This is a genomic window from Paenibacillus sp. FSL R5-0341, assembly GCF_037975235.1.
GTDB lineage: Bacteria > Bacillota > Bacilli > Paenibacillales > Paenibacillaceae > Paenibacillus > Paenibacillus amylolyticus_A.
The window spans coordinates 2,958,529-2,984,073 of sequence record NZ_CP150241.1 but is presented as its reverse complement, the minus strand read 5'-3'; the positions used below and the strand labels follow the sequence as shown (position 1 = coordinate 2,984,073).

The window sequence follows — 25,545 nt, the reverse complement described above, 5'->3', positions numbered from 1 at the left end:
TGTTCTCCCTCCAATGATCGGCCGGGGGAGCGGATTAGAAGCGTGCGGTCAAGTCCGGATGAGTCACGTTCACGGATAAAAAGTGACACGTACAGCCCGTTCCAGTCGGCGACTGAACAACTAATCCAGCTCGAAGTTCCCCTTGTGTCGGCATGCCGAAATAACGAATTAGTTTCCACTCATCCCCATCGGGTGAATAAAAGAATGATATGCAGCCCTCTACTTTGCGTATACGCAGATAGGGATTAGGTACGGAGACTTCCACCGAATTGCAATCATCGGATGAACCATCACGTGTGACCACTGACACGATGGTAGGTGCTTTTCCATCATACTCAAAGCAAATTTTGCACCAGTTAAGATCATCTGCCATCACCATCAGACATCCGGAATCATATTGATTTTTCATATCCACGGTTAACTGGGTTGTGATTTCGAAGTCCTCAGGCACAGGCATGGACAGAAATGGTGCTGTTGCACGAATGTGCTTGCCCGCAGGATCCTGGAAAAAGTCGGTGTCCGCCTTCGCTTCCACCAGCACACCTCCCTGATCCGTATAGGACCAGGTTTCGGGCTCATTCATCCAGTTCCATTGTTTCCGTGCTTCTGTTGTCATTACGTTGGTCATTTGTTAATAGCCTCCCAAGTTAAAATTTAGTCTAGTTTTTTTCTGTACTACATATTCGCTCCATATACAGAAAACCCCTTCTTCTACATATTTTTGTAAGGCTCTAGCACTTGGGAGTGCTTTTGCGGATCGGGCAGGAAAAACATGATGACCATAAGTACGACGTATAGCCCAAGAATGACGCTGAATAACAGCGTTGGATTGTGATGGTAGAGCAAACCTGTCAGATAGCCGGATGGAATGGCTGTTAGCGTCATGACCGTCTGCACGGCCGAGAACATGTCGGCTTTCTCATGCGTGCCCAATCGGTTCATCAGCAGGGCATCCCGGTACGTCTGCAAAATGAAGTTACCCGCAGCGAGCACAATTAGCGTGAGAAACAACATCCCTATATTTCCCACAGGAATCAATAGAAACAGGATAGCCCCGGCCGTGCTAAGCACGATGGAAAAACCAACATACTTTTCCTCCGAACGCCGTTTCAATCGTGGAATGATGACCAGATAGAGCAACATGACGGTCACTGCGGTCACGACCGGAATAAACGAAATGACGCGGTCATCAAACTTCAACTGTTCCTTGAAGAAAATGACCTGGAAGAAATTCAGCTGTAAAATCAGATTGGACAACACGGTGATCAAAATGATCGGGAACAGTCTTCGTTTGTAGAACGATTTGCCGAACAGGCGCAGACTGGAACCCAAGCTCTGAAACACACGGGTTTTGCTATGCAGCCCCATAAGTTCCTTGCCGACCTCGGTCTCATCCGTGTATCGGTTACGAATGAAGAACATGGCCGTCATCAGGATGCCCCCGACAAAGTAAATGCTGGCGAGTGTAGGTACAATACCATAATCAGCAATGACAACTCCGGCAATCGGCGTGAGCACCCCAGCCCCTGTAATAATCATGTTGAGTATGGCAAATACCTTCGATCGTTTGTGTTCCTCCACATCCTCTATGATCAGACAGTTAAAGGCGACCGTTACAAACTTCGATGTTGCGTTCAGCAAGTAGGCGATTAGAAACAGCCAGAAGTTCTGGGAGAAAGCCCAGATGAACATGGGAACACTCCATGCAAGCAGATCAAAGATCAGCGTTGTTCGTTTACGGCCCAGCTTATTCGTAATGGAACCCGCAAACAATTGAAAGATAAAGGCAAAATAAAGATTCACCGAATTGATTAAACCGATTTCAATGTCCGAAAGTCCGGCTTCCTTCATATATAAAGGAGCGTAAAAGAGAACGATCGTGCCCGGAATGGCCCATACCGGTTCGAGTAAAATGGAGTAGCGTGGATTCTTCGGCAAATCTTGAAGCAATTTCAATCGATATCCCTTCCTTCTGCGGTTTTCACCGCTGCGAATTCCAACTTATCGCAGCGGCAAACCCGCTAATGTCTACATGCTTATAGGATAAGAGCCGTTTTGACCGAATTCATCGGCAATTTCTCTCCAGAATGCATGTCATAACCAATCGTTCCATTAAAGGCCTGCTCATAATCACTCAGCAGTTCTTTGGCTGTCACCATCTGCTCCAGTTCCGGAATGCTTTGGGCAAATTTCAGTGCTGTACTGATCATCGAGTGGTTAGCCACCGCGCCAATGATACTAATGCCATCATTAATTACGGCTGTTGATTTGAACGTCACCTCATAGCTGTCGTCATATCCCATAGGAATAATTTTGCCGCCTTTGGCAATCATCTCAAATCCCACATGAAGCTGGTTACCAACCGCGTCCACTACAATATCAAACTTCTTGTTATTATTGATCTCGTATACTTTATCGAGCGTCAGGTCCTGAGGATAGAACACATGATCTGCGATCCCTGAAGCGAACTCTTTGCGATATGGATCAACCTCCGTGCCTACGGTAAGCCTTGCCAATCGTTTGCTAACTAGCTGACACAGGGAACCGATTGCACCAGAACCGAGGACCAGTACAGAGTCACTTGGCTTAGTCCCTGCTTTCATGAACGTCTGAAGCACACATCCCAGTGGTTCGATCATCATCGCCGTTTCCCAACTCATCGAATCCGGGATGGCATAGATATACTTTTCGTCTCCAACAAAATATTCGGCAAAGGTTCCGTGCGTCGTCATCCCTACTTGATAGTCATCAAAATTCTCGCAGTAGATGAACAGGCCTTCGCGGCAGTATGAGCAGGTACCGCAAGATTGCGTAGGATCAACCAATACGCGATCACCGATCTTGAAACCACGAACTTCATCGCCCACCTCAACAACGGTGCCCACACCTTCATGTCCAATAATTGTTCCTTTATTTGCAGGCACTTTGCCTTTGACAATATTCAGATCTGTACCGCAGATACCTGAACCGTAGATTTTAATCTTAACTTGATTCGGCTTTTGAATGGTTGGCTCCTCAATCTCTTGGTAAGTTACCTGTTTGAGATCCTGATATACGAGTGCTTTCATTGAAAATTCCTCCTAGTCGATTATCGATTATGATCTATGGATTAAGCTTCAAACGTTTTCGAAAGTTGCATGGAATGAAGATGTTCCTGCTTCTGAATCTCTTTCCAGTCTGACAGGATCTGTAACAGCGCTTCCTCGACCCACAACAATTCTTCCCGTGTATGGGCATCCGAGAAAATAAAGTAACCTTTGGTGAAAATGCCGAAGTGAGCCATTCTCTTCACCATGAACTCACGGAAAGAATCGGTTTGGAAGTTATCCTCGGCCAGGGATTGAATGCAGAAGCTTGCATACGTCCCCCTTACTTCCAATTGATCCGTCAATCCGAGTAGCACAAGTTCAGATTCCAGACGATCCATGATCCGGGTTGCCGGATCACGCCAGGTCGGCCATACTTTCGCATTTTTCATTAATCGTTCACAGGCAATGGCTGCCGCGAGCGCTGTTGTTTCGCTGGAATGGGCATTACTGAATCGGACCTGTCCCGACAGAGACATCAAGTGCTCAGGCCCCAAAACCGCTGCAAGCGGTAAACCGTTTGCCATACCTTTGGAGATGCAGAGTAGATCAGGCCAGATGTCATATTCTCCTGCTGTAGCCTGTTTGCCCATTCGAATACCGGAAGTGACCTCATCGAAAATGATAATGATGTCCAGAGACCGGCATAGGGTTACGACTTCCTCCAGCGCGTCCCTTTTCCACTCGTTGGGACACAGAACAATACATGCGATATCCTCGGGAGATGAGGTAATCTGGGCCTCAATTCGCTCCGCAGTAGGTTTGTTGACCCAGATCGTTGAACGCTCGATATCCACCGGGATACCACGTTCTTTCGTTTGCCCACCATAATACCCATAGGCGGACCAATCATGCCACCCGTGATAAGCCGTCGCAATCACCTTGCTTTTGCCACTTGCAGCACGGGCCAGACGTACAGCTCCACTCACTGCATCGGCACCACTCTTGGTGAAGCGTAGCGACGGATAACGACCCTCGAACCGCTCCAGAATTAACTCCGCACATTCAAGCTCGATGTCAGCTGGAACCGAAAAGCTTGTCCCTTTTTTCAACTGATGAATGACAGTTAATTGAACTTCATGTCTGGCATGGCCCCATGATGCCGTACCCATGGCCATTTCGCAATCCAGCCATTCATTGCCGTCGATATCTGTGAATCGGGAATTGTAAGCCTCTGCACAACATACGGGGGTATGCCCCGGAAATAAACGTTCAGGTGCTTTGGCTAAAGTGCTGCATCCGCTCGGAATTACCTTTTCGACTTGTTCCAACCACTCCAGATTGCGGGTAAATCGTACGGCACGATCGAGCGTGCTCTCTTTTTCGTTCACCTTAAGTACCTCCCTGTTTATTTTCGTTGTGAGTGAATTACCGAACTTTGGTTCCAGGCCAGCATCCATCGTATATGCGATCCATCGTGATGACATTGCCATACAGATCGATGATCAGATCCTTGGCTCGATGAGCATGTCTCATCTCAATCCAGTAGCGGTTCTCCAGCAGACGGGCGAAATTGTCCACCAAAAACAGTAATCGGTTCTCACTATGAATCAGTTCCTTACCCAGTACCTGCGGCAGCCAAATGGCTCCGTTGGAATTGAAGCGGTTGGAATAGTCACGTACTTCGGCAACCGATGCAAAGTCAGCTTCCTCCAGCTTGGTCCAGAATGTATCCGCATCACTGCGAACCTCGGCAAGGTCAATGCCGACAATCGGCAGATGCTGGTATTCCTCTTGGCTTTCAAGCTGTGCTTTTAGATGACTGAAAACGAAAGGCCACACATCAGCTTCGATTTGAGCGCCCCACTTTTTCCAGAAGCGTGCGAGATTGTTCTTGCGGTTGAAGTTACGGTGAATCCCGCTGCTGCGTTCCCAGTGATATGCCTGAATATTCGGGTTAATGACCGTATCGTATCCGGCAGCTCGTGCCCGCATCTGATAATCAAAATCCTCGTATCCGTTAAAGAACTTCTCATCGAGGTTGCCGATGGTCTCGTAGACCTCCCGCTTCATGCCGAACATGGCGAACACCACCAGTTGAACGGAGAAGGTTTCTTTCGGGATATCATCAGGGGATGCGTTCAGGAACAGGTGTCGGCCGATGGTGTCCGCAAAAGCAATGCCGCAGTGCTGCACACCTCCGGTTTGCGGATACAACAGAACGCCTCCAATCATGCCGATCGTAATATCGCTATCCAGTGTCTCTTTCATCATTGGTTGCCAGTTCGGTTGAAGAATGGTGTCGGAATCCAGGAAGAAAATGTACTCTCCCTTGGCAAGACTGAGTGCGCTATTAATCGACACGGCGCAACCGAGTGGAAAATCATGCTGAAGAATCTCGATGGTCACACCTTCTCTGACTTCTTGCTTCAGTTTATCCAGATGTTGAAAGACTGCTGAACCGGAACCATCGTTGATGAAAATAATCTGAGTGGATGGGCTTACCGTCCGGAGCAACGAATCTGTGAACAGGTTCAAAATGTTATAGTCCTGGTTGACTGGCACAATAATGGTGTAAAGCATGGAATCCCTCCTGATTGGGTTGATGGAATGAGTACATAAGCTGATTCGAAGTACACAATTGCAGGTGTTTCTGCCCGGCCCCCTCGTTTGAATATTTTGTCTTTATTTGGTAATGATTTGAATCTACTAGAAATTTATATCATTTTTTGTAAACTTGAAATCTTAAATTCTGAACTCTGTTAATATTTGAATATGTAAAAAATGTAAGTCTTTGATGCTTGCGCTCGGAGAAACGCTGTTGTGAACGCAAAAAAACACCCCCAAAGAGTCTGCGTATCACACGATACGGTTGACGGTTTAGGCGTGCTTTCGTAGTAAAAATTGATTATTTTTCGTTGAATGGTCCTTGACTAACGCTGCTTAAATCCATGATAAAACGTATCTACCACAAGCGCAGGGGCTGCTTTTCTCGCGATATGACCACTTACAACCTGCTGCCACGTCAGGAACATGATGGAATACAGCACATCAACAATCCAGGTTTTATCGAGATCGGAGCGGAAATAACCTTTCTGTTGTAACAGACCGACTGCATGAAGTACCGGTTCTCTCAGTTTCAGATCGGCTCCCTCAATCTCGGGATTATAGTTAATGGTGGTGTCATGAGCCAAAAAATAAATTTTGTCGCCTAATGGAATCAGCGCTTCAATCAGTTCGGGTATGTACTTTTCACAGTGCTCCTCATCCAGTTGAATTTCTTTCATGGTCTCACTGACCACCTCGATTGCGCGTAATCCCAGATATACCATAAGCTGTTCGCGACTTTCCACATATCGATGTAACGTAGCGATCCCGATTTTTGCAGATTCTGCAATCTCATTCATAGAAGCATTCGGTTTTTCAATCAGCAATTTGGTGGCCTCGTCCAGAATGGAATGTAGCCTGGTTTGTTTAATTGTTGTCATTTCCTTTTTCATTGGTAGTACACCTCTTGGCGAATTAGTCTACAATTGATCTAGTCATCCATCAAATGATTGGATGAGATTATAAAATTATAGCATATATTCTCACGATATCGCATGTTGAAGGTAATATGTTACCTCTTATATATGTAATGTAAATATCAAGCTTAAAAGCCGCCATTTGGCGGCTTTTAACATGGTCATCTTATATCTTGTCCGTTGCTTACAATTCGATAATTCTCGTTGCAATATTCGCACAAAATTCACTATCGTGCTCTACAAAAAGCAGGGTTGGCGAGTATTCCAGCAGCAGATCTTCGATCTGCATACGTGAAATGACATCTATAAAATTGAGTGGTTCATCCCATATGTGCAAATGGGCTTTCTCACTAAGGCTTTTGGCTATAAGCACTTTCTTTTTTTGACCAGCACTAAACGTTGAGATATCTTTCTCCAATTGCAGTCTGGTAAAATCCAACTTTCGGAGTATCGATTTAAACAAGCTCTCATCAATCCCCTGTGTGGCCGCATACTCGGATAAATGTCCTCCTAGATCGGACGTGTCCTGCGACACATACGAAATTTTAAGCTGATGATCCTTTCTGAAAAGACCTGTATAAGGGATAGCTTCATCACAGATCAGTTTAAGGATGCTTGATTTGCCAGATCCATTTTTACCGTATAGGCCAATTCGATCCCCTTTTTCAACCGTGAAGCTGACATCCTTACATACAATATTAGATCCGTATGATATCGACACATGCTCCAATTCGACAAGTTCCTGCTTGTGAAAATCCAGCTGATGAATCTGTAGACGTTCTGCACTTTCAATATTTTTGAGAAGTTTGGATTTGTCTTGAATCGCAGATTGCTGCCTTTGTTCGATATTTTTGGAACGTTTCATCATTTTGGCAGCCTTGTGCCCAATATATCCTTTATCCACCTTGGAACCGGAATTTCTCGTACCATTTTTGGTTTTTTCAACTTCATGCGACCATCCACCGGTCCGTTTGGCTGAATCGGATAAACGCTTGATATCCTTTATTAATTTCTCATTACTCGCAAGTTCAAACTGATCTTGCCTTCTTTTATTTTCCCACCAAGCGGAGAAATTCCCTTTCTGAATCTCGATGTTACTCTTATTGATGGAAAGGATATGGTCCACGCTGTGATCCAGAAAGGAGCGATCGTGTGATACCAAAATAAATCCACGCTTGCTGTGAAGATAATTGCTGACGAGTTGTCTCGCATGAAGATCAAGGTGATTGGTCGGTTCATCAATGAGCAAAAACCGATTATCCTTCAGGAACAAGGCGGCCAGCATCACCTTTGTTTGTTCTCCGTTGGATAACGTATCGAAAGGCCGATATAGCACATCTTCCGACACCTTTAACAGGTTAAACTCGCGTACAACTTGCCAATGCAGATATTCAGGATGACTCTCGCTGATGACATCGAGAGTCATGGCTCCCTTATTCTCTACCTGGAAAGGAAAGTATTCAAAGCTAACATTCGCCGAGATCTGTCCGCTATATTCATATTTACCGAGTAACAGATTAAGAAAGGTCGTTTTGCCTCTGCCGTTCCTTCCGGTAAAACCCAATTTCCAATCGGAGTCCAACTGGAAGCTAACATTTTCAAATATATTATCGTAACTGCCTTCATAGGCAAAGGTCAGGTTGGTAACGTTGATTAATGACATACAAATCATCCTTTTTATGTGAAATATAAAAGTAAATTGACGGGATTTCACCATCGAACATGGCATGGATTCCCTCACTTTAATATTTGAACATAATCAGAATTTAGATCGCTTATACGATAAAGAAACCTGACGATATAACATTTAGCGCCAAGTAGATCTATGCATAGACGGGATAACGTGTCGGATTCTGATTAGTAATATTGTGAACCATGCCACTGCTCATGTTCGTTGACAGGTCCACATACACATCTACAACCTCTAATTCAGTCATGACTCTATCCCCCTTTGAACGCTCAAAATTTAATACAAAAAACTTAACATGGAATACAACATGGGTCAAGGCGCTCAATCAGATAAAACCTCATCTTATAAAACCTCATCTTATAACCCACCTTGATTAATATAAATATCCTAAAAAATCGAGTTCTCCTTCTTCCCATGGCAGGGTTCCAACTTCTTTAATCATTAACCCCTCTACCCTTTGAGTCCCAACTCCAACTGTGGTTAAGGTTTCATGATCAATTTTCAACCACTTACATGTGTTGCTTACCGTTTTGAATCCATTTTTGCTATACAATCCCTCATGATCCGCAAATAAAAGGACAAAATCAACACGCCCTTTTGCCATCCTTTCCACTTCTGAAATTAACAATGAAGCGATTCCTTGAGAGCGAATAGCAGGAGAAACACACAAATCGATTATCCCCAACACTCTTATGGGTTTTCCATTTAAATTCATCATCCTGTAATCTAGTCCTACATGCCCAACTAATTGGTTATCCGGGTTAAATGCCAGCACTCTGCCCTGTGGTATTTGCTTGAAAAACAATCTGTCCTTCGGATAAACCTCTGGAAAACTGGCTACAAGTAATTCTTGAAGAAGTGCTGACCATTCTTCACTTAGATCCACATCATATGCTTTAATTAATTCCAAAAAATATCCTCCTAAATCAAGTTATTCTGTCCTTTGCTTGCATTATCAGTCTTACACACCTGAACGTAAATCTTGATGAGATACTCGTCGGGATTACTTTCTGCAAAATAACTGAGCAGATCCAGTGCGTACACATGTCCGCAGACTCGTAGTCCTTCTCTTTCTATATCCTCTTTCATGATGGAATACGTCTCTGGCATGCTTTCATATGAACCCTGATGATTCATGACGGCATACATCCCTTTAGGCTTCATCAATATCGTTTCCCCTGAAATGGGAGCTTTTATTTTGTTGCCAAAGTAATCCGGATAGTACTCTCCTGCCTCAAAGTGCTCCTGAAGTAAGATCGTCCATACCGGAAACTCATAGTCGATCATCTGTTCCTCGCAATGACTGCGATATTCAGTGAACTTACGGGAGAATTCCTTATCTCCATCCCCTTGCTCCAGTTGAACTGCAATAAAATACTCCAGCTCACATTGTTCGATATGCAGTCCTTCATGCGAAGCATCCGTGGCTTGTTTCGTCATTTCAATGGCACCACTTAGCAGCTTTTGCATACGTTTGATTCGTTGTTGCTCCAGCTCAAGTGCCTTTAATTTCTGTTCAAACAGCTCGATTAACAATGGCGTATTCTGGTTTTGAATAAACGACTTAATCTCTTGGAGTGAGCTTCCTGCTTTCTTCAGCACATGTATGACATCCAACACATACGTTTGTTGCACACCATAATAGCGGTAGCCCTTGTCATTGGTATATTCAGGCTTTAACAGCCCAATCTCGTCATAATGAAACAAGGTATGTTTGGTCACTCCGCAGACCTTGGCAAATTCACTGGTGGTAAAGTGTTGTGCGTGATGTCCAGCCATCTTTGGGCCCTCCATGTACATATGTGGTCTAAGTTTTATCAATATAGATGCATTATAGTATGCAAAGAAAAGTTTGACTATAGGGTTACCCGATAGTTTAGTCTGGAATTGTAAGTTATTCATATCGTCGGAGGGAAACATGTCAAAATTCAAACGTTGGATGATTCTTGTTATTGTCTCAAGTGCACTATTACTCATTGTGATGGATATGACCATCCTGTACACGGCTTTACCCAGCTTGACCCATGATCTCAGTGCATCAGCTTCGGAGAAATTATGGATTCTGAACGGGTACTCCCTTGTCATGGCGGGTTTGCTGCCTGCTATGGGAACGCTCGGGGACCGTCTTGGTCATAAAAAAATATTCACCCTGGGATTGCTCGTCTTTTCTACCGCTTCCCTTGTTGCTGCCTTTTCTCCAGTACCAGCTGTGCTGGTCATGAGCAGAATTCTTCTTGCCGTAGGCGCATCCATGATGATGCCAGCGACATTGTCGATCATCCGGGTTACGTTTACGAATGAACGAGAACTCGCACTAGCGATCGGCATATGGGGTTCCATTGCATCCGGTGGCGCAGGACTGGGACCAATTGTCGGCGGATTACTTCTCCAACACTTCTGGTGGGGCTCTGTGTTTCTGATTAACCTGCCCATAGCCATTATCGCGTTTATATTCGCCTTGAAAATAATCCCTAAACATCAGGGGGATTCGTCGAAAAAGTGGGATTTCACCAGTTCCATTCAGATCATGATTGCCATGGTCGGAATTATCTATTCCATTAAGGAATTCACAAGACGTGAAGGATCTCTCACACTTGCTATCCTTGCTGCTGTGATCGGTGTTCTGTCCCTGATCATCTTTATTCGCCGTCAGAATAACAGTCCCAACCCGCTTCTGGATCTGTCCTTGTTCAAAATCCCAAGATTCAGTACCGGCTTTATTACCGCACTGGTTGGCTTGTTTGCACAAATGGGGGTGCAATATATGGTCACTCAGCGGCTTCAGCTGGTGGAAGGCATGTCACCGCTTCAAGCTGGACTATTCACCGTATCCATACCTGTTGCAGCACTCATTGCCGGACCTGTTACGGGGGCCATTATGCACCGTGTGGATGTTGTCTATATCAAAAGCTTCTCTCTCTTCATCGCTGCCCTTGGCATGGGGACATATCTAATGTATTTCAATGCAGGGTTTACCGGGCAGATTCTCGGTTTGGCAATGCTTGGTGCGGGTCTTGGATCAGGGATGACCGCTGCTTCCCATTCCATTATGAGTTATGCCCCACCTCACAAAGCGGGTATGGCCGCTTCCATTGAGGAAGTAGGTTATGAGCTGGGTGGAGCATCTGGTATTGCCATCATCGGAAGCATGTCTACCCTTTTCTACACACTCGCTATGAAGATTCCTGCGGGGATTCGTGTGCCCGCCAATGCGAAGGACAGTCTGGATGAAGCACTTATCGCTGCCGAAAGCTTGCCTGCCGCGTCTGCTGAATCGCTCAGAAATGCCGCCTTTGCTGCATTTGACCAATCCTTCTTTGTCGTCATTGCAGGTGTGACCGTATTTCTGATTATTGCTGCTCTGATCATGAGCTGGGTTGCCGTGCGGTTGAAACGAGCCAAAAATAAAACTGCGGAAGGTTAAACCTAAACATATTGCTTCTCAAAAGTGGAGGTGAATTCGGTTATGTGGTTTCCAATAACGAATGGAATTATTATATTAATCGGCATCACTTTTATTTATTTAGTCGTTAGAAAGTTATCCAAAGAAGAGGATTGAGCCTGTGATCTAAGTGTACCGTAGCTAATCGACACCAAAAAAACCGCTCATCAAGCGGTTTCCTGGTGTCGATTTTTTAGTTAAGGACATGATCTTTCATTGCATCATGACTTTTCCTAAGCTCTCTCCGTAGATATTGCCCCGTATAACTTGCTTTTACATACTGAACGTTCAACCTGTATTATTCCAATATAATCCCTGAATTTCATCATGATCTATGAACGTTGAACTCCAGCTGACGCTTCTCCATATCCTCTTTCACATACGTGGAAGCATCTTTGGTAGCGATATTTAACACATACATGATCTCATTGACCAGCATCTCTTTCGCCATATGAAGGATGGATCTGTCATTATTATTCAGCTTCAAACTATAGTCTTTCGCACACAACGTATCCCTGATAATAGCAAAATGATCTTGAAGTAGCCCGGACTCCAGCTTCATCTGCAAAAGTATACGACGTTTGGATGGGTCCAAAGGTAACCGTTCAGGCTCTCCATTTCCTTCAGTAAGCGAGCCACTGCCTTTAGAAATGAAGCCCAGTACACGAGACGCGTAACTGAGCTTCATACAGGCATCGAAGTATGATTAGTCTACTTTGGCACCATAAGAGCGTGCAAACAGAACGGCTTGTTCGCGATCCAAACGTACGCCTTTGATATCCAGTGATTTCAGATCGATGCCTTCCAGGTTAGCCCCTCTTAGATCGGCCCCTTGCAGCTTGGCTCTGCTCAATACGACTCTGGTAAGGTCACAGTCTCTCAAATCTGCTTTGGTGAAATCCGTGTCCGTAAAGTCAGCTTCAAAGAAACGAATTCCTCGCAAATCCTGTTTGCCTAATCGGGTATGTCTCAGATTCGTATAAGACCAATCACCGTGACTTAGTGTAATGCCATCCATTTGCGCACCCGAGAAATCCGAGCCTGTCATCTTGCAAGAGCTGAATTTGGAAGCAAAGAGATTCGCACCACCGAAGGTGCAGTTTTCAAAAGCTGATTCCGTATGAATCGAACCATTCATCGAAGCTCCTTTGAAGTCACACTCGATAAAACGGCAGTTACTGGTTTCGATTTCTTCCATAGAAGCGTTCATGAAAGTACACTGTTTGAAAACACAGCTTATCAGTTCTCCATATCTCAGATCGCGTCCCTCAAAATGTACTGCTTCATATTCCTGATCCTTATATTGATACACTGGTTACACCCCATCTTGTTTATTTATCCCGTCTTCCTTCATTAAAAGAACTTTTTATACTATACCACACCCCTGTCAAGTACCTGCTTAAACACCCACAAAAGTCAAGTTACTTTTTTTAGAGGAAATCTCTGAAAACTAAAAAAGGGACGCATAAAGCGTCCCTCCAGCCCGCACCTCTAACTGTTCCAATGCGAGCTTATGTATGTGAACCTTCAAGTTGTTTACACTACTCTTCTCAGAGAGCACTACACCAGTATTTTGGACATCCGGTACAGGGATAGCGCAGGTTTATTGATTTCCCCTACTCTTTGGTATCCCAAACGTTCATACAGTTGGATAGCCCGTGCATTTTCCTTTTTAACCGTGAGCGAAGATTTGGACAGACCTAGTACTAGAGCTTGCCGTTCAGCAAATTGAATGAGCTGCGTACCTACGCCAAGTCCTCTGCTTTCAGGCAAGGTAGCCAATGTTCCGATATGGTACTCGTCATTCTCTGCTTCTTTCAATGTCACCATGGAGTAGAACTCTCTCCAATGTTGAAGATTATACTTGATCAGGCTCCATTTCCGAAGTTCAAACAGCTTGGAGAACGTTGGCAAAGCGAGTTTGTTCATTATGGTGGTCGGATAACACATGATCATACCCAGCGTTTGGCTACCCATTTTGGCTTCATAAGCGTATTGGTGACTGAATCGGTTCTGATTCGAGCGCCATAACTTGTTAAATGTTTTTTCTATAATGCCTTTATCCTTGGTACCTGCAAGCGAATATGCCATATATTCAAGTGCCATCTGATTTAATTGCCCCCCGACTAAGGACTGTGGACTGGCTTTTGTTATGGAAATCTTATTCATCGCTGTCACTCCTCTAGGTAGCTGAAATTGGATTAAAGCTTGGCAGCAGGTTGGTTAAATGATAACCCCTCAACGATCACATTCACCGTATCAATGGTCAATCCGGTCAGCTGTTCCACATGCACTCTCACATTGTTTTGTAATTCCCTGCAGACTTCATGTACTTTCGTACCATAACGAAGGACAACCTTTAAGTTTATCTCCAGTCTGGATTCTACCTTGCGGATGGCAATGCCATTTTGCAGACTTTTGCCGCTCCACTTTTTGGTGATGCCTTCTACAAGTCCTGTCGACATGGAGGAAATCTCACTCGTGGTATTCGCGATCTTGCCGACAATTTTGGAGATCACATCATCCGATATTTGAATTTTTCCCAGAACATTTTGAATGGACATCCTAGGGCCCCCTTTTTACGCCTGTATTTTTGATAGATAATGATATCATTTAATATAAATATAAATCATACGAAGTCCGATTTCAACTTTTGATTTCAGTCGTCTACATTTCTACCTATACATACCAAAAAAGCCGCGATCATCGCGGCTTCTGCTGGTCTATTATGGGAATTTCAATTGAATACGGACAGGAAGGTGGGAGGATGACGCGCCCTCTGTTCTGCCTTCTTCTGCTGTCTCTGTTTCTTCTACTTGCACGAACCATTGTCTGCCAATTAACGATTGCAGCAATTCAATCTCTTGTGCGGTCAGACGAATATGCTTCAGTGACAGTTCATCTTGAACATAATCCCGATCCACCTTACGATCAAACCGGAAATCGAGCAATCGTTTCAAACCGTTAATATGCAGAAACTTGAACTCATAACCCTGACGTATCGCTTTTTCCCAATCGTCTCCGATGTCAGCTGCTGTCTGTAGTCTCTCATCGAAATCCATCGCGGGTTCCTTAACCAGAGGCAACAACTGGGAGTAGTCTCGACGTTGTAAGTATTCAATAATTACTTCTCTCGGTACCCCACTTGTCAGCACATTCTCTACAAGGAGCCCTACAGGAATGGACAGCTGAGTTCGACTCATTGCTCCCCCTCCTCATTGCCGAGATACTGATTGAACCAGGCATTCACCTGTTCGAAGCTATCGATTCGAAGTGAAGGTTTACCACTTTTGAGCAAACTGTGGTTAGAGCCTGGGTAACGAATCAGTTTGGTCTTTTTGCCGTATCGTTTTAGCGTGGTGTATAATTCCTCCGCTTGTGCAATCGGTGTCCGATAGTCCTGCTCTCCGTGCATGATCAGAAGTGGCGTCTCAATGTGATGTGCATGGGCAAGAGGTGAGCGGGACCACAGGAATTCAGCGTTTTCTGCCGGATTCCCCCCAATGACTCCCTGAACATAGGAAATTCCGATATCGCTCGTTCCATACATGGACAACCAGTTGGAGATGCAACGCTGAGTCACAGCCGCTTTGAAACGGTGCGTATGCGCTACGATCCAGTTGGTCATCACCCCGCCATAACTGCCACCCGCTACACCCAAACGTGATGCATCTAGGAAATCATATGTAGCCAGGGCATAATCAACAGCTTCCATCAGATCCCGGTAATCGCCTCCGGCAAAGTCACCACGGCATGCTCTGGCAAACTCCTGTCCGTATCCCATACTTCCACGAGGATTGATCCAAAGCACAGCGTATCCTTGCGCAACGAGTGTCTGCATCTCATGACTGAATGTTCCCGTATACATCGCGTGAGGTCCACCATGAATTTGCAAAATCAGTGGCAGCTTACCATTGGATGAACGTACTGCCGGTGTAGCTAACCAACCTTGAATCGGCCATCCGTCGGAAGACTTAAACTCTACACGTAGAGGCACATGTACAGCTAATTCATCCAAGAATTCATCATTTCGGCGGGTGAGTCTGAACATTTCACCACTGGCGATATCCACGCGATATAACTCTCCAGGATGTTCAGCAGTCAATGCAGCGATAACCAGCGAGGTACCGTCCGGCGTTAAGGTATACTGATACACATCCTTTTCACCAGCACCCGTCACCGATTGACAAGCCCCATCTTCTTGAATACGGTACACGTCCACATTCCCGTTATGCGTTCCGAGCACATATACACCACGTTCCGGATAATGGGCATCTGAAATAGGAGAAGGTGACGCACCTGCCGACTTCATATCTCCAAGCGCCGCATTACCAATCTGCATATCTACTTGCGGTGCGATTGACCTGGGTACACCTCGATGAACGGGGACTGCATATAGCCTGTTGTGACTCCCACTTCCATATTCGCGATCACTGGCGATCAGGATCAACTGCTGTCCATCGGGTGAATAGGAAAACTGGCTAATCGCCAGACTGGAATCCGTCACTTTGAAGAGATCACTCTCTCCCAATCGAATGCTGTATACATCCGTAAAGTACAGCAGATCCGCATCAAGTTCCTCATCCTCCACTTGCTTGGATATAAAGGAAAGGTGCTGACTATCTGGCGACCATGCCGGAGCACTGATATTCCATAGCCCGGAAGTCACCTGCGTGATCTCCCCGCTCTTGATCTCATATACAAACAAATGGCTGTATTGACCATCCCACCAGCCGGCCCCTTCCGCCTTTGGCGTTGTACGCTCGAAGACTTTACCTCGCAGCACAGGTGCAGACTCCTGTTGGGTTTCGGCTTTCTTCTGTTGGTCCTCCGGTTGCACTTTGCTGGTAAACGCAATGTACTGCCCGTTCGGCGACCAGATATAACTCAATATTTTACGTGCGGGAGGTATCAGCATGACCGGCTCTTTTTGATCTGTATGGAGCGTCCATAGTCCTTTGCCACCATCCACTGAGCGAATAAATGTGAGCTGTGTGCCATCCGGCGACCAAGCAGGTGAGGAATCCTTCGTTCCATCCGAAAGTGCTATATCTTCATCACCATCGAGGGAAATTCCTCGAATTTGTGTGTTATATTCGTTTTTATCCTGATCTACGGTCTGTTCCACATAAGCCACTTGTCCGTTAGGACTGATCACCGGCTGACTGATCCAACGATAGTGAAGCAGATCCTCCGGCATAATTGGTCTTTGATTCATAATGATGGCTCCCTTCTCCGTTTATTTTTGGGTTGTCTCCGTACGTGGATCAAGCACATCACGCAGCCAATCTCCAAGGAAAATAACACCGAGTACGGTAAATGTAATGGCTAGTCCCGGGAATGTAGCGACCCACCAGCTTGTTGCAACGTATTGTCTGCCATCACTGAGCATACCTCCCCAGGATACATCGGGTGGTTTGATACCCAGACCCAGGAAACTGAGTGAAGCTTCCATAATAATGGTCGTGCCCACATTCATACCGCAGATCACGATAAAGGATGAAAGGATATTCGGCAGAATGTGTTTGAGAATCAATCTCCCATTCTTCGCGCCAATCGATCTGGCCGCATGAACAAAATCACGCTCTTTAATACTAAGAACCTCACTTCTTACTACACGGGTGAATGGAACCCAGTTCGTCACCCCGATGACAAAGATCAGCGTCGTAATACCCGGGCCAACAATCGCCATCACAACGAGCATGAACAGAATGGTTGGAATCGCCATGAATGCATCACCTACACGCATGATTAAAGCGTCCACCCATTTCCCGTAGAATCCGGATATCAGCCCCAGAATGGCACCAATGATTCCGGACACAATCACTGCACCCATACCCACGATTAAGGAAACCCGAGCACCATATACAATTCGGCTCCACATGTCTCTACCCAGATTATCCGTACCGAGCCAGTATTCGGCCGTTCCGCCCTCAAGCCATGCTGGTGGTTTAAGTCGGCCCAGCGGATTCACCGCTGCCGGATCATGACTCGTTAATAGAGGTGCACCTATGGCAATTAACACAACCAACAATACAAGCACAGCCCCAAACATTCCGGTCTTGCTGATGATCAGTTGTTGCCAGATATAACGAAATCCCGTTGGTGCACGCCCATTGTCTTGTTCCTGTTCTGTACCCGGAATTGGCATTTCATTGCTGCCTGTCATATGATTGCACCTCCTTCTAGTCGTATTTGATGCGCGGATCAAGTAGCCTGTAGGCTACATCCGTCAAGATGTTAGTTACTACAACGATAACCGCAATGACAAACACTGCTGCCTGCACGATCGCCATATCATGTGTGTTGACTGCAACGACCAGCAATTGACCCAGTCCAGGCCAGGAGAATACCGTTTCCGTAATCAAGGTTCCCCCGATCAGACTTGTAAACTGCAAACTCATAATCGTTACGACTGGAATCAGTCCATTCCGAAACGCATGTTTCACAATGACAACCATCCGGCCTAGCCCTTTGCTACGGGCTGTTCGAATATAGTCCTGGTTCAGAATCTCCAGCATGCTGGAGCGAATCAGCCGGGTCATCTGCGCGGCAAGTCCAACGCCAAGCGTAAATGCCGGCAAGATCAGATGTGAAAATCCTCCACGACCAGAGACCGGCAATACCCCCAACATGACGGAGAACAAGAGGATAAGCATAATCCCCATCCAGAAGTTTGGCATCGCCTTACCAATTACGGATATCCCGGAAATGATGAGATCGGTAAACGTATTGCGTTTGACAGCTGAAATGACACCAAGTGGCACAGCCATCAGCACGGCAAAGAACATGGCGGCTACCGCCAGTTCGAAGCTCGCAGGCAATCTCTCCAGCACAAGCTCTAATGCAGGCTGATTGTAGCGAAAAGACTGACCAAAGTCTCCCTGTATCGCACTGCCCAGAAACTTCACGTACTGCGTATATAAAGGCTGGTCCAAACCGAGTGCCTGCGTCAAGACAGCACGATCTTCAGCGGTAGCCGTTTCGGGCAACATTAGCGCAACCGGATCACCGGTAACTCGAACCAAAATGAACACAATTAATGAAACAATGAACAGAACCGGAATGATCTGTAGTAATGACTTAAGTACGTATTTGCCCATTCCTTGTTCACCTCCCTTTTAAAAAAGAACGGCAGGAACATGGTTATCCAGTCCCTGCCATTCACGGCCTTAACTTTTCAATGACCGGTTATTATACTAGATGTTACTGTGCAACAGGTGTAATCTCGTCAGCATAGAACATCTCGTCACTGCGCGGCGCGAAGTTCACTTTAGCATTCGTACCGTAGACACCTTCCATTTGGTACAGATATACGGCTGGGCGCTCTTCGGAGAAAATTTGTTGCACTTGCTGATACTCTTTCTCACGAGCTGCAGGGTCCATGTTCACCAATGCAGATTGAAGCAGTTTTTCTACTTCAGGATTGTTGTAATCCGACTCGCCTTTTGCTTCTTCCAACATATAACGATTGTAGTTGTTCGAAGCGTCGAACAAGGAGTTACCAATACCGATCATGAAGATTTCTTTGAATGATTTGGAGCTGTAACGTTCACTGAATGCACTTGCTTCCAGGACATCCAGGTTAATTTTGAATCCGGCTTGTTCGAGCATTGCTGCAACAACTTCAGCCTGTTCTTTGTACTGTGCGGAAACGGAGATCGTCATCTCGGCTTCACCTTCTGCATAGCCAGCTTCTTGCAGCAACTGTTTTGCTTTTTCCTGGTCATAAAGTGAAGTTTTGTACAATGAAGGATCAGCACCGAAGTTGCCCGGCGTTACGGATGTGCGAGTTACGATACCTGCCCCGCCGGCAATGCTGTCCACGATTCCTTGTTTGTCGATAGCCAGGTCAATCGCTTCACGCACTTTCGGATCAGCCGTGATGCTGCCTTCTGTCTGACGGAAGATCAACTGAAGCACACGCTGAATTGGGGCTTTGACAATCTTCTTATCTGCTTCGCCTTCGATCCGGGCAATATCAGTGGACGGAATGGAAGACGCCACATCTACACCACCAGCAAGCAATTCGGATACACGTGTGGAGGCTTCAGGAATAACGCGGAATACCACTTCATTCCATTTTGGTTCTCCATCGAAGTAGCTCTCGTTTTTCACCAGTTCCACACGATCATCTTTCGTCCATTTACTGAACTTGTAAGGGCCTGTTCCAACCGGTTGTTTCAGGAAAGCATCAAAACCGTTGTCTGCAATATATTTTGCCGGCAGAATGCCTGCTCCCATTTTGGACAAACGATTCAGGAGCAATGGATCTGGGCCATCCGTAATAATGTCTACGGTATAGTCATCCACCACTTTAACTTCTACAATATTTTTGAAATAGCTGTTTTGTTTCAGTGTCTCGTCCTTGGCTACGCGCTCCAGCGTGTATTTTACATCTGCCGAAGTAAATGGATCGCCATTATGGAAGGTCACGCCTTCACGCAGCTTGAATCTCCATGTTGTATCATCTACCTGATCCCATGATGTCGCAAGTCCTGCAACTTTCTTCTGTTCACTGTCATTTTTGATCAGATAATCGAAAACGTTGACCAGTACCGCTTCACTGGATGTATTGTTGTTGTTGTGCGGATCGAAACTCTCGATGTCTGTTGCTGCAGCAATGGTCAGTGTTGTACTTGCGCTTCCACTGCCCGTTCCTTCTGTTGCGGCACCATCATTCGTGCTTGTCGTTTTTCCTCCGCAAGCGCTGAGTACCATTACGACTGCCAGTAACGTGATCCACATGCCTGTCCATTGTCTTTTTTTCATTGTGATTGCTCCCCCTCAGAAGTTGTATTCCTTGCCAAAAATTCAAGTGCTACTGCAGACAACATGCCCACACCATAAGGCATTGCTGTCTCATCAAGATCAAACATGGGATGGTGAAGTGGATAACGAGTACGTTCCTCATCATTCCCAGATCCTAGTCTGAAAAACACACCCGGAACCTGCTCACAATAAAAAGCGAAATCCTCGCCCCCTGTGGAGGGTTTGATATAATTCCAACCCTTCTCCGCATTAACCTGATCACAGGTCTCTGTTAGCAGGTCAACCATACCGAGATCATTCACGACAACAGGGTATCCATCGCCGTAGACAACTTCGTATCCTGCACCGAAAGAATCACAGACCCCTTTAACAACCTGTTCGATCAAAGCTGGCATCCGCTCACGAATGGCAGGTGAGAGTGTACGAACCGTACCGATCATCTCCACTTCCGGGGCGATGGCTGTTCCCATATAACCTCCGGTGATTTTGCCAATCGTGACTACAGCGGGTTCAAGCGGATCGACCATGCGACTGACGATATTTTGCAATGCGGTGATGACCTGAGCAGATACCGCAATCGCATCGATGCCCTCATGCGGACGAGCTGCGTGGCCACCCTTACCGAAGACCTTGATAATCAAGGGATCAGCTGATGCAAACGCAACGCCCTGACTTACACCCAATGTTCCCGTGTTCTGTCCAGGTGTCATGTGTAATCCTGCGATGGCATCAACCTTCGGATTCTCCAGAACTCCGTCCTGGATCATGGCTCTTGCCCCTGCAAGTCCCTCTTCTGCTGGCTGGAAAATGAATTTGATGTTGCCTGATTTCGGTCTTCCAAGGCCGGTAAGCAGCTGAGCTGCACCCATCAGGATGGAGGTATGAGCGTCGTGTCCACACAGATGCGCTTTGCCTTCCACTTGCGAGCGGTATTCCACCGCTTTCTGATCCTGGATTGGCAGGGCATCCATGTCCGCGCGCAAAGCAAAGGTTGGTCCATCTGTCTCTCCGCGAAGCAGGCCTGTAACCCCGGTCTGTCCCACATTGCGTGTAACTTCCAGCCCCAGGCTTTCCAGATGCTCAGCTACGATAGCAGATGTGCGATGCTCCTCGTAGCCGATTTCCGGATGGCGATGCAAATCTCTGCGCCAGGCGCTTAACTGGGCTTGTAGTGGCTGAGCCAGCTGTATTAGTTCTGAATGATTCATTCGCTGTCATTCCCTTCATTTTCGTCCGATTCAGAAACCAAACGGGCATAGATCGCGTCAGCCGAGAATTCGATATGTCTTTTCATCGTCTCCCGGGACCTGATACTGTCATGTGCTTTCAGTGCTTCAAGAATCTCCATATGTACACCGTAGTTGACGGTACGTATCCGGTCATCATAAGGCATCAAATCCAGCGCCGGATTAATTTTGGTCCGGATCTGTCTGACGGCTCTCTCGCAATATGGATTCCCTGACGCTTTGGCAATCGTCAGATGAAATTTCACATCCAGCGCCCTGAACCATTCCCTTGTACAATCTGGCTCTATACTTTGTTCCATATAGCCCTCAAGCAGCTCCAGTTCGCCTGCGGTGATCCGCTCAGCAGCCAGAAAAGCTCCCTCTGGCTCAATGATGGTTCGATATTCAAACACCTTCAGCATCTGTGCCCAATCTCGTTTAATTTCTTCTCTGGTCCGTTTATGCGAATTGGCTGTCAGAGGCAGTACAAACGTTCCACCTTTGGCACCCACCCGTTTCTCAATCAATCCTTTATCTTCCAGTGAGGAAAGTGCCTCGCGAACCGTAATGCGGCTTACATTAAAGATTTCTGCCAGATCTCGCTCGGCTGGAAGTTGCTCTTCACTCATTAATTCTTTCAAAATAATGGCTTCTTCCAGTTGTTCCCTAATGAATTCACTAACCTTTTTGGTGGATACTTTCTCAAAACGAAATGAAAACGTACTGGACATCTAAACACTCCGATCTGTATATGGTCTAGACCTTATACCATTAATATAATTCCGACTAAACTTATATGCAATACTTTTTTCTAGTAAATTCATAAATATTTTTTTCACCATCTCCAAATTGAACCATTTTGGGCACAAAAAAGACGCATCTGCACGCAGCAGATGCATCTTTACTTTCGTTATTCTCCTCTATAACTTCTTATTGGCAAAGGGTCTGAAATCCTCTGTAACTGCAAGTTTGGTGCTCCCCTCCAGGTAAAAGCTATCATCCGCTCTCCACGTATGACTTTTTTTGTTCTGTCTGCGGTGATAGACATAATTGTATGGTGAGGTCGCGTACGCTTTGAATCCTCTTTTCCTGCATTGTCTCAGGAAGGTTACATCTTCCCCTATTGAACGGTCCGTGAAGCGAACTTTTTTCAAGACCTCTCTTTTAAATAAGATAGTACCCCCTTGTACAAATTCAACCCGTTTATTCTTTTCTGCTGGAGATCTGACCAACAGTGTCTTGGACGCACCCAAGTAGACGAGACACGAATGTTTGCCCACAATATCACTTTTGGTCCGTTTAAGCTCTCTCACCTGTTCTGTTAAATAATACGGCGAATAGTAGTCATCATCATCAAATTTGGCAATCAACGAGAAGCGTGCCCTTGTTATTCCTGCGTTCAGGCTTTGTCCTAACGAAATGCTCTCCGGAACTTGATATACATGAACATTGGCAAGATTTCGAACCCGGTTTTGATATAATGCGAGATTCATACTGTCATGATTCAGAACAATGATCAGCTCTTTGCTTTTATAACGCTGCCGACTGTAATTTTGCAGGATGTTGTCAAAAAATTGCGGACGATTGGTACACACAATAATGGAAACACCATGACCCGTTTTGTGTTTAGTCAAGACATACCCTCTTTTCAGCTCAATTTTCTCCTATCATATGTGCCGAAATAGAGTCTGGTATGGACCAATAGCTAGGGCGTGTCTCAAAACTCGCCGAATTTACCAAAACACCAAAAAACCCTCTGTCCCCAAATAACAGGACAAAGGGTTCTGTAATCTATTCTTTTCTGTATGTTCTATGCTTCGCTAGCGTTATTCAAGTATACAGCCTTGCCCGTGCGAGCAGATTCATAGAGTGCTTCCAAGATCTGAGATACAACCAGCGCTTGTTTTGGTGTGACGACTGGTTCCTGATCGTTCTCAATCGCTTCAATCCACTTTCTCATCTCAACGTCCGGTGCACTCTCGCTTTTACCATCATAGAAAGCTACCCCACCTGCACTCAGTTCAATCTCGTTCGTGTATAGACGACTGAATTTCTCGCCATTGATGCGCAGTCCGTTCTTCATATCCGCACCTGCTTCGCTGCCGCTCAAGCTACATTTGGCCTCATCCACATCCAGAGAGTTCAGTGCCCAACTGGATTCGAGCATGATCGTTGCGCCATTCTCCATCACAATCATGCCGAAGGCCGAGTCCTCTACAGAGAATTGTTTAGGGTCCCACGGGCCCCAGGCATTAGCTGCATTTTCACGTTGCGAAAGCTCATGATAAGTCGTGCCCAGAACGACTTTTGGCTGATAGTTATCCATCATCCAGAGCGTCAGATCGAGTGCGTGCGTACCAATATCAATCAGTGGACCTCCACCTTGCTTCTCCTCATCCAGGAAAACACCCCAAGTTGGTACTGCTCTACGTCTAATTGCATGTGCTTTAGCAAAATAAATATTACCCAGGTCACCCGCTTCGCACACCTTCTTCAAGTACTGACTGTCTTCTCTGAAACGGTTGTTGTATCCGATGGTCAGTTTCTTGCCGGTACGTTCTGCCGCTTCCAGCATGAGTTGTGCTTCAGCAGATGTCTTCGCCATTGGCTTCTCACACATCACGTGTTTGCCTGCCTCCAGAGCAGCAATAGAAATCTCGGCATGAGAAATATTCGGTGTAAGCACATGCACAATGTCCAAAGACTCATCCTTGAGCAATTCCTGATAATCCGTGTAGACTTCGGCTTCAGTAGTGCCATATTTCTGCTTGGCTTCATCCGCACGTTCCTGAACGATATCGCAGAAAGCCACCAGTTCAACATTATCCAGTTTACTCAGACTCGGCAGATGTTTACCATTCGCGATTCCACCACAGCCAATAATTCCGATACGATATACTTTACTCATATATATTCACCCTCACTTAAGTATTGGTTGTTTCATTTTTCGAAAAGCTGACGGGGTCATCCCCAGACGTTTACGAAATACAGCATGCAAATAGTTGGCATTATTGAAACCTGAAGCAAGAGCAATCTGTTCAATGGACACGTTACTTTCCTCCAGATTGCGGCACACGGCGCGCAGACGAATATCCTCCAGTACGCGGCTGAACGGCATCTCCGGCTGTACCTGATAGAAGATTCGCTGCAATTGTCTGCTGCTAATATGAAGTTTCTCAGCTACATGCTCCAGCGTGACCACTGTAGGGTGGTTCGCCTCCATATACTGCACTGCATACTCATAGCGATACACCGACATATCCCGCACCGGAGCTTCCGGTCGATTCCCGCCGGTGTCGTAGGCTCGCACGGTTTTAAGTAATATGCTGATGACCAGTTGTTTAATGGACGTATAATATCCTATCAATTTGTGATCACAAGCCTCATAAGCTTCCAAAAAGCAATGCATCGCACGATGATAATCATTCACTGGTGTATGCGGAAGCGTTCTCAGCTTCTCCATCGTTTCCTCGGATTCAGCGGCTTCCCAGGGATCGACATGCTCTCTTGGCTTATGGACAATATCCACATGAAGACATAGTTCATCCATATCCTCTTCGGTGTCGGCCTCCTGATAATGAACGACACCCGGTCCTGTTAGATACAGCATACCTTCCGAGAGTGCATGTGTCTGTTCATCCAGAATAACTTTGCCTTTACCTCTCGGGATAAAATGAAACTCAAACTCCGCATGATTATGGAAATCCACAACTCGGCCCGCTGGAAAAGAAGTCAGATGAAATCGCATCACACGAATCTCATAATGTCCCCAAACCATTAAAATATCCAGTCTCTCCAGGAGATCCTGCCGCTCAAGCATTTTCTCATAAGGATATAGGCTCAAGATTGCACACCTCCCTAATAA

24 protein-coding genes are annotated in these 25,545 nt (G+C 45.9%); 1 reads left to right on the top strand and 23 read right to left on the bottom strand.

Annotated features, from left to right (window positions below; translation table 11 throughout):
- Window positions 1-34: 34 nt before the first annotated feature.
- The 9 genes from MKX75_RS13385 to MKX75_RS13345 all read right to left on the bottom strand — a co-directional run bounded on the left by MKX75_RS13385 (window position 35) and on the right by MKX75_RS13345 (window position 10,019).
- The gene (locus MKX75_RS13385) at window positions 35-628 is read right to left on the bottom strand and encodes a DUF1349 domain-containing protein (RefSeq protein WP_062834260.1); all 594 of its coding nucleotides are present in this window, start codon (window positions 626-628) and stop codon (window positions 35-37) included.
- An 83-nt stretch (window positions 629-711) separates the two neighbouring features.
- Window positions 712-1,956: an MFS transporter gene (locus MKX75_RS13380; protein WP_062834259.1), complete on the bottom strand. Its 1,245-nt coding sequence runs from the start codon at window positions 1,954-1,956 to the stop codon at window positions 712-714.
- A gap of 80 nt (window positions 1,957-2,036) precedes the next feature.
- The gene (locus MKX75_RS13375; protein ID WP_062834258.1) at window positions 2,037-3,068 is read right to left on the bottom strand and encodes an alcohol dehydrogenase catalytic domain-containing protein; all 1,032 of its coding nucleotides are present in this window, start codon (window positions 3,066-3,068) and stop codon (window positions 2,037-2,039) included.
- Between the two features lie 41 nt (window positions 3,069-3,109).
- Window positions 3,110-4,417 (bottom strand): aminotransferase class III-fold pyridoxal phosphate-dependent enzyme, encoded by a 1,308-nt coding sequence (locus MKX75_RS13370; protein WP_339169960.1) that lies wholly within the window; start codon window positions 4,415-4,417, stop codon window positions 3,110-3,112.
- Between the two features lie 37 nt (window positions 4,418-4,454).
- Complete coding sequence (locus MKX75_RS13365; RefSeq protein ID WP_062834256.1) at window positions 4,455-5,609, bottom strand: glycosyltransferase; 1,155 nt, start codon at window positions 5,607-5,609, stop codon at window positions 4,455-4,457.
- A 350-nt stretch (window positions 5,610-5,959) separates the two neighbouring features.
- Window positions 5,960-6,526, bottom strand: a complete 567-nt coding sequence (locus MKX75_RS13360) for a helix-turn-helix domain-containing protein (protein WP_036608234.1) — start codon at window positions 6,524-6,526, stop codon at window positions 5,960-5,962.
- 208 nt (window positions 6,527-6,734) lie between these two features.
- Complete coding sequence (gene abc-f, locus MKX75_RS13355; RefSeq protein ID WP_339169959.1) at window positions 6,735-8,213, bottom strand: ABC-F type ribosomal protection protein; 1,479 nt, start codon at window positions 8,211-8,213, stop codon at window positions 6,735-6,737.
- A 400-nt stretch (window positions 8,214-8,613) separates the two neighbouring features.
- Window positions 8,614-9,150 carry a GNAT family N-acetyltransferase gene (locus MKX75_RS13350; protein WP_339169957.1) on the bottom strand — a complete coding sequence of 179 codons (537 nt, stop codon included), beginning with the start codon at window positions 9,148-9,150 and terminating at the stop codon, window positions 8,614-8,616.
- An 11-nt stretch (window positions 9,151-9,161) separates the two neighbouring features.
- Window positions 9,162-10,019 carry a MerR family transcriptional regulator gene (locus MKX75_RS13345; protein ID WP_339169956.1) on the bottom strand — a complete coding sequence of 286 codons (858 nt, stop codon included), beginning with the start codon at window positions 10,017-10,019 and terminating at the stop codon, window positions 9,162-9,164.
- A gap of 139 nt (window positions 10,020-10,158) precedes the next feature.
- Between MKX75_RS13345 and MKX75_RS13340 the strand changes: the two genes are divergently transcribed.
- Entirely contained in the window at window positions 10,159-11,664 is a 1,506-nt protein-coding gene (locus tag MKX75_RS13340; protein ID WP_339169955.1) for an MFS transporter, read from the top strand.
- A gap of 343 nt (window positions 11,665-12,007) precedes the next feature.
- On the opposite strand, the gene MKX75_RS13335 is transcribed toward MKX75_RS13340, so the two are convergent.
- The 14 genes from MKX75_RS13335 to MKX75_RS13270 all read right to left on the bottom strand — a co-directional run bounded on the left by MKX75_RS13335 (window position 12,008) and on the right by MKX75_RS13270 (window position 25,524).
- Window positions 12,008-12,370, bottom strand: coding sequence for a hypothetical protein (locus MKX75_RS13335; protein ID WP_339169954.1), 363 nt, complete (start codon window positions 12,368-12,370; stop codon window positions 12,008-12,010).
- A gap of 18 nt (window positions 12,371-12,388) precedes the next feature.
- Complete coding sequence (locus tag MKX75_RS13330; protein ID WP_145147484.1) at window positions 12,389-12,994, bottom strand: pentapeptide repeat-containing protein; 606 nt, start codon at window positions 12,992-12,994, stop codon at window positions 12,389-12,391.
- 248 nt (window positions 12,995-13,242) lie between these two features.
- Complete coding sequence (locus tag MKX75_RS13325; RefSeq protein WP_339169952.1) at window positions 13,243-13,851, bottom strand: GNAT family N-acetyltransferase; 609 nt, start codon at window positions 13,849-13,851, stop codon at window positions 13,243-13,245.
- A gap of 32 nt (window positions 13,852-13,883) precedes the next feature.
- A complete protein-coding gene (locus MKX75_RS13320; protein WP_339169950.1) occupies window positions 13,884-14,246 on the bottom strand; it encodes an Asp23/Gls24 family envelope stress response protein in 363 nt (120 codons plus the stop codon).
- Window positions 14,247-14,408: 162 nt separating this feature from the next.
- Window positions 14,409-14,885, bottom strand: a complete 477-nt coding sequence (locus tag MKX75_RS13315) for a hypothetical protein (RefSeq protein WP_339169949.1) — start codon at window positions 14,883-14,885, stop codon at window positions 14,409-14,411.
- Window positions 14,882-16,900 (bottom strand): S9 family peptidase, encoded by a 2,019-nt coding sequence (locus MKX75_RS13310; protein ID WP_339169948.1) that lies wholly within the window; start codon window positions 16,898-16,900, stop codon window positions 14,882-14,884. The genes MKX75_RS13315 and MKX75_RS13310 overlap by 4 nt, the downstream gene beginning before the upstream one ends.
- Before the next feature lie 21 nt (window positions 16,901-16,921).
- Entirely contained in the window at window positions 16,922-17,851 is a 930-nt protein-coding gene (locus MKX75_RS13305; protein WP_339169947.1) for an ABC transporter permease, read from the bottom strand.
- Between the two features lie 16 nt (window positions 17,852-17,867).
- Window positions 17,868-18,785 carry an ABC transporter permease gene (locus MKX75_RS13300; RefSeq protein WP_339169946.1) on the bottom strand — a complete coding sequence of 306 codons (918 nt, stop codon included), beginning with the start codon at window positions 18,783-18,785 and terminating at the stop codon, window positions 17,868-17,870.
- Between the two features lie 103 nt (window positions 18,786-18,888).
- Window positions 18,889-20,454 (bottom strand): ABC transporter substrate-binding protein, encoded by a 1,566-nt coding sequence (locus MKX75_RS13295; protein ID WP_145147470.1) that lies wholly within the window; start codon window positions 20,452-20,454, stop codon window positions 18,889-18,891.
- Complete coding sequence (locus MKX75_RS13290; RefSeq protein WP_339169944.1) at window positions 20,451-21,662, bottom strand: M20 family metallopeptidase; 1,212 nt, start codon at window positions 21,660-21,662, stop codon at window positions 20,451-20,453. Before MKX75_RS13290 ends, MKX75_RS13295 begins: the two co-directional genes overlap by 4 nt.
- Entirely contained in the window at window positions 21,659-22,411 is a 753-nt protein-coding gene (locus tag MKX75_RS13285) for an FCD domain-containing protein (protein ID WP_062834241.1), read from the bottom strand. The genes MKX75_RS13290 and MKX75_RS13285 overlap by 4 nt, the downstream gene beginning before the upstream one ends.
- Before the next feature lie 189 nt (window positions 22,412-22,600).
- Window positions 22,601-23,314, bottom strand: a complete 714-nt coding sequence (locus MKX75_RS13280) for a glycosyltransferase family A protein (protein ID WP_339169942.1) — start codon at window positions 23,312-23,314, stop codon at window positions 22,601-22,603.
- A 176-nt stretch (window positions 23,315-23,490) separates the two neighbouring features.
- Window positions 23,491-24,588 carry a Gfo/Idh/MocA family oxidoreductase gene (locus MKX75_RS13275; RefSeq protein ID WP_062834239.1) on the bottom strand — a complete coding sequence of 366 codons (1,098 nt, stop codon included), beginning with the start codon at window positions 24,586-24,588 and terminating at the stop codon, window positions 23,491-23,493.
- A gap of 12 nt (window positions 24,589-24,600) precedes the next feature.
- Window positions 24,601-25,524 (bottom strand): AraC family transcriptional regulator, encoded by a 924-nt coding sequence (locus tag MKX75_RS13270; protein WP_339169940.1) that lies wholly within the window; start codon window positions 25,522-25,524, stop codon window positions 24,601-24,603.
- Between the last annotated feature and the right edge of the window lie 21 nt (window positions 25,525-25,545).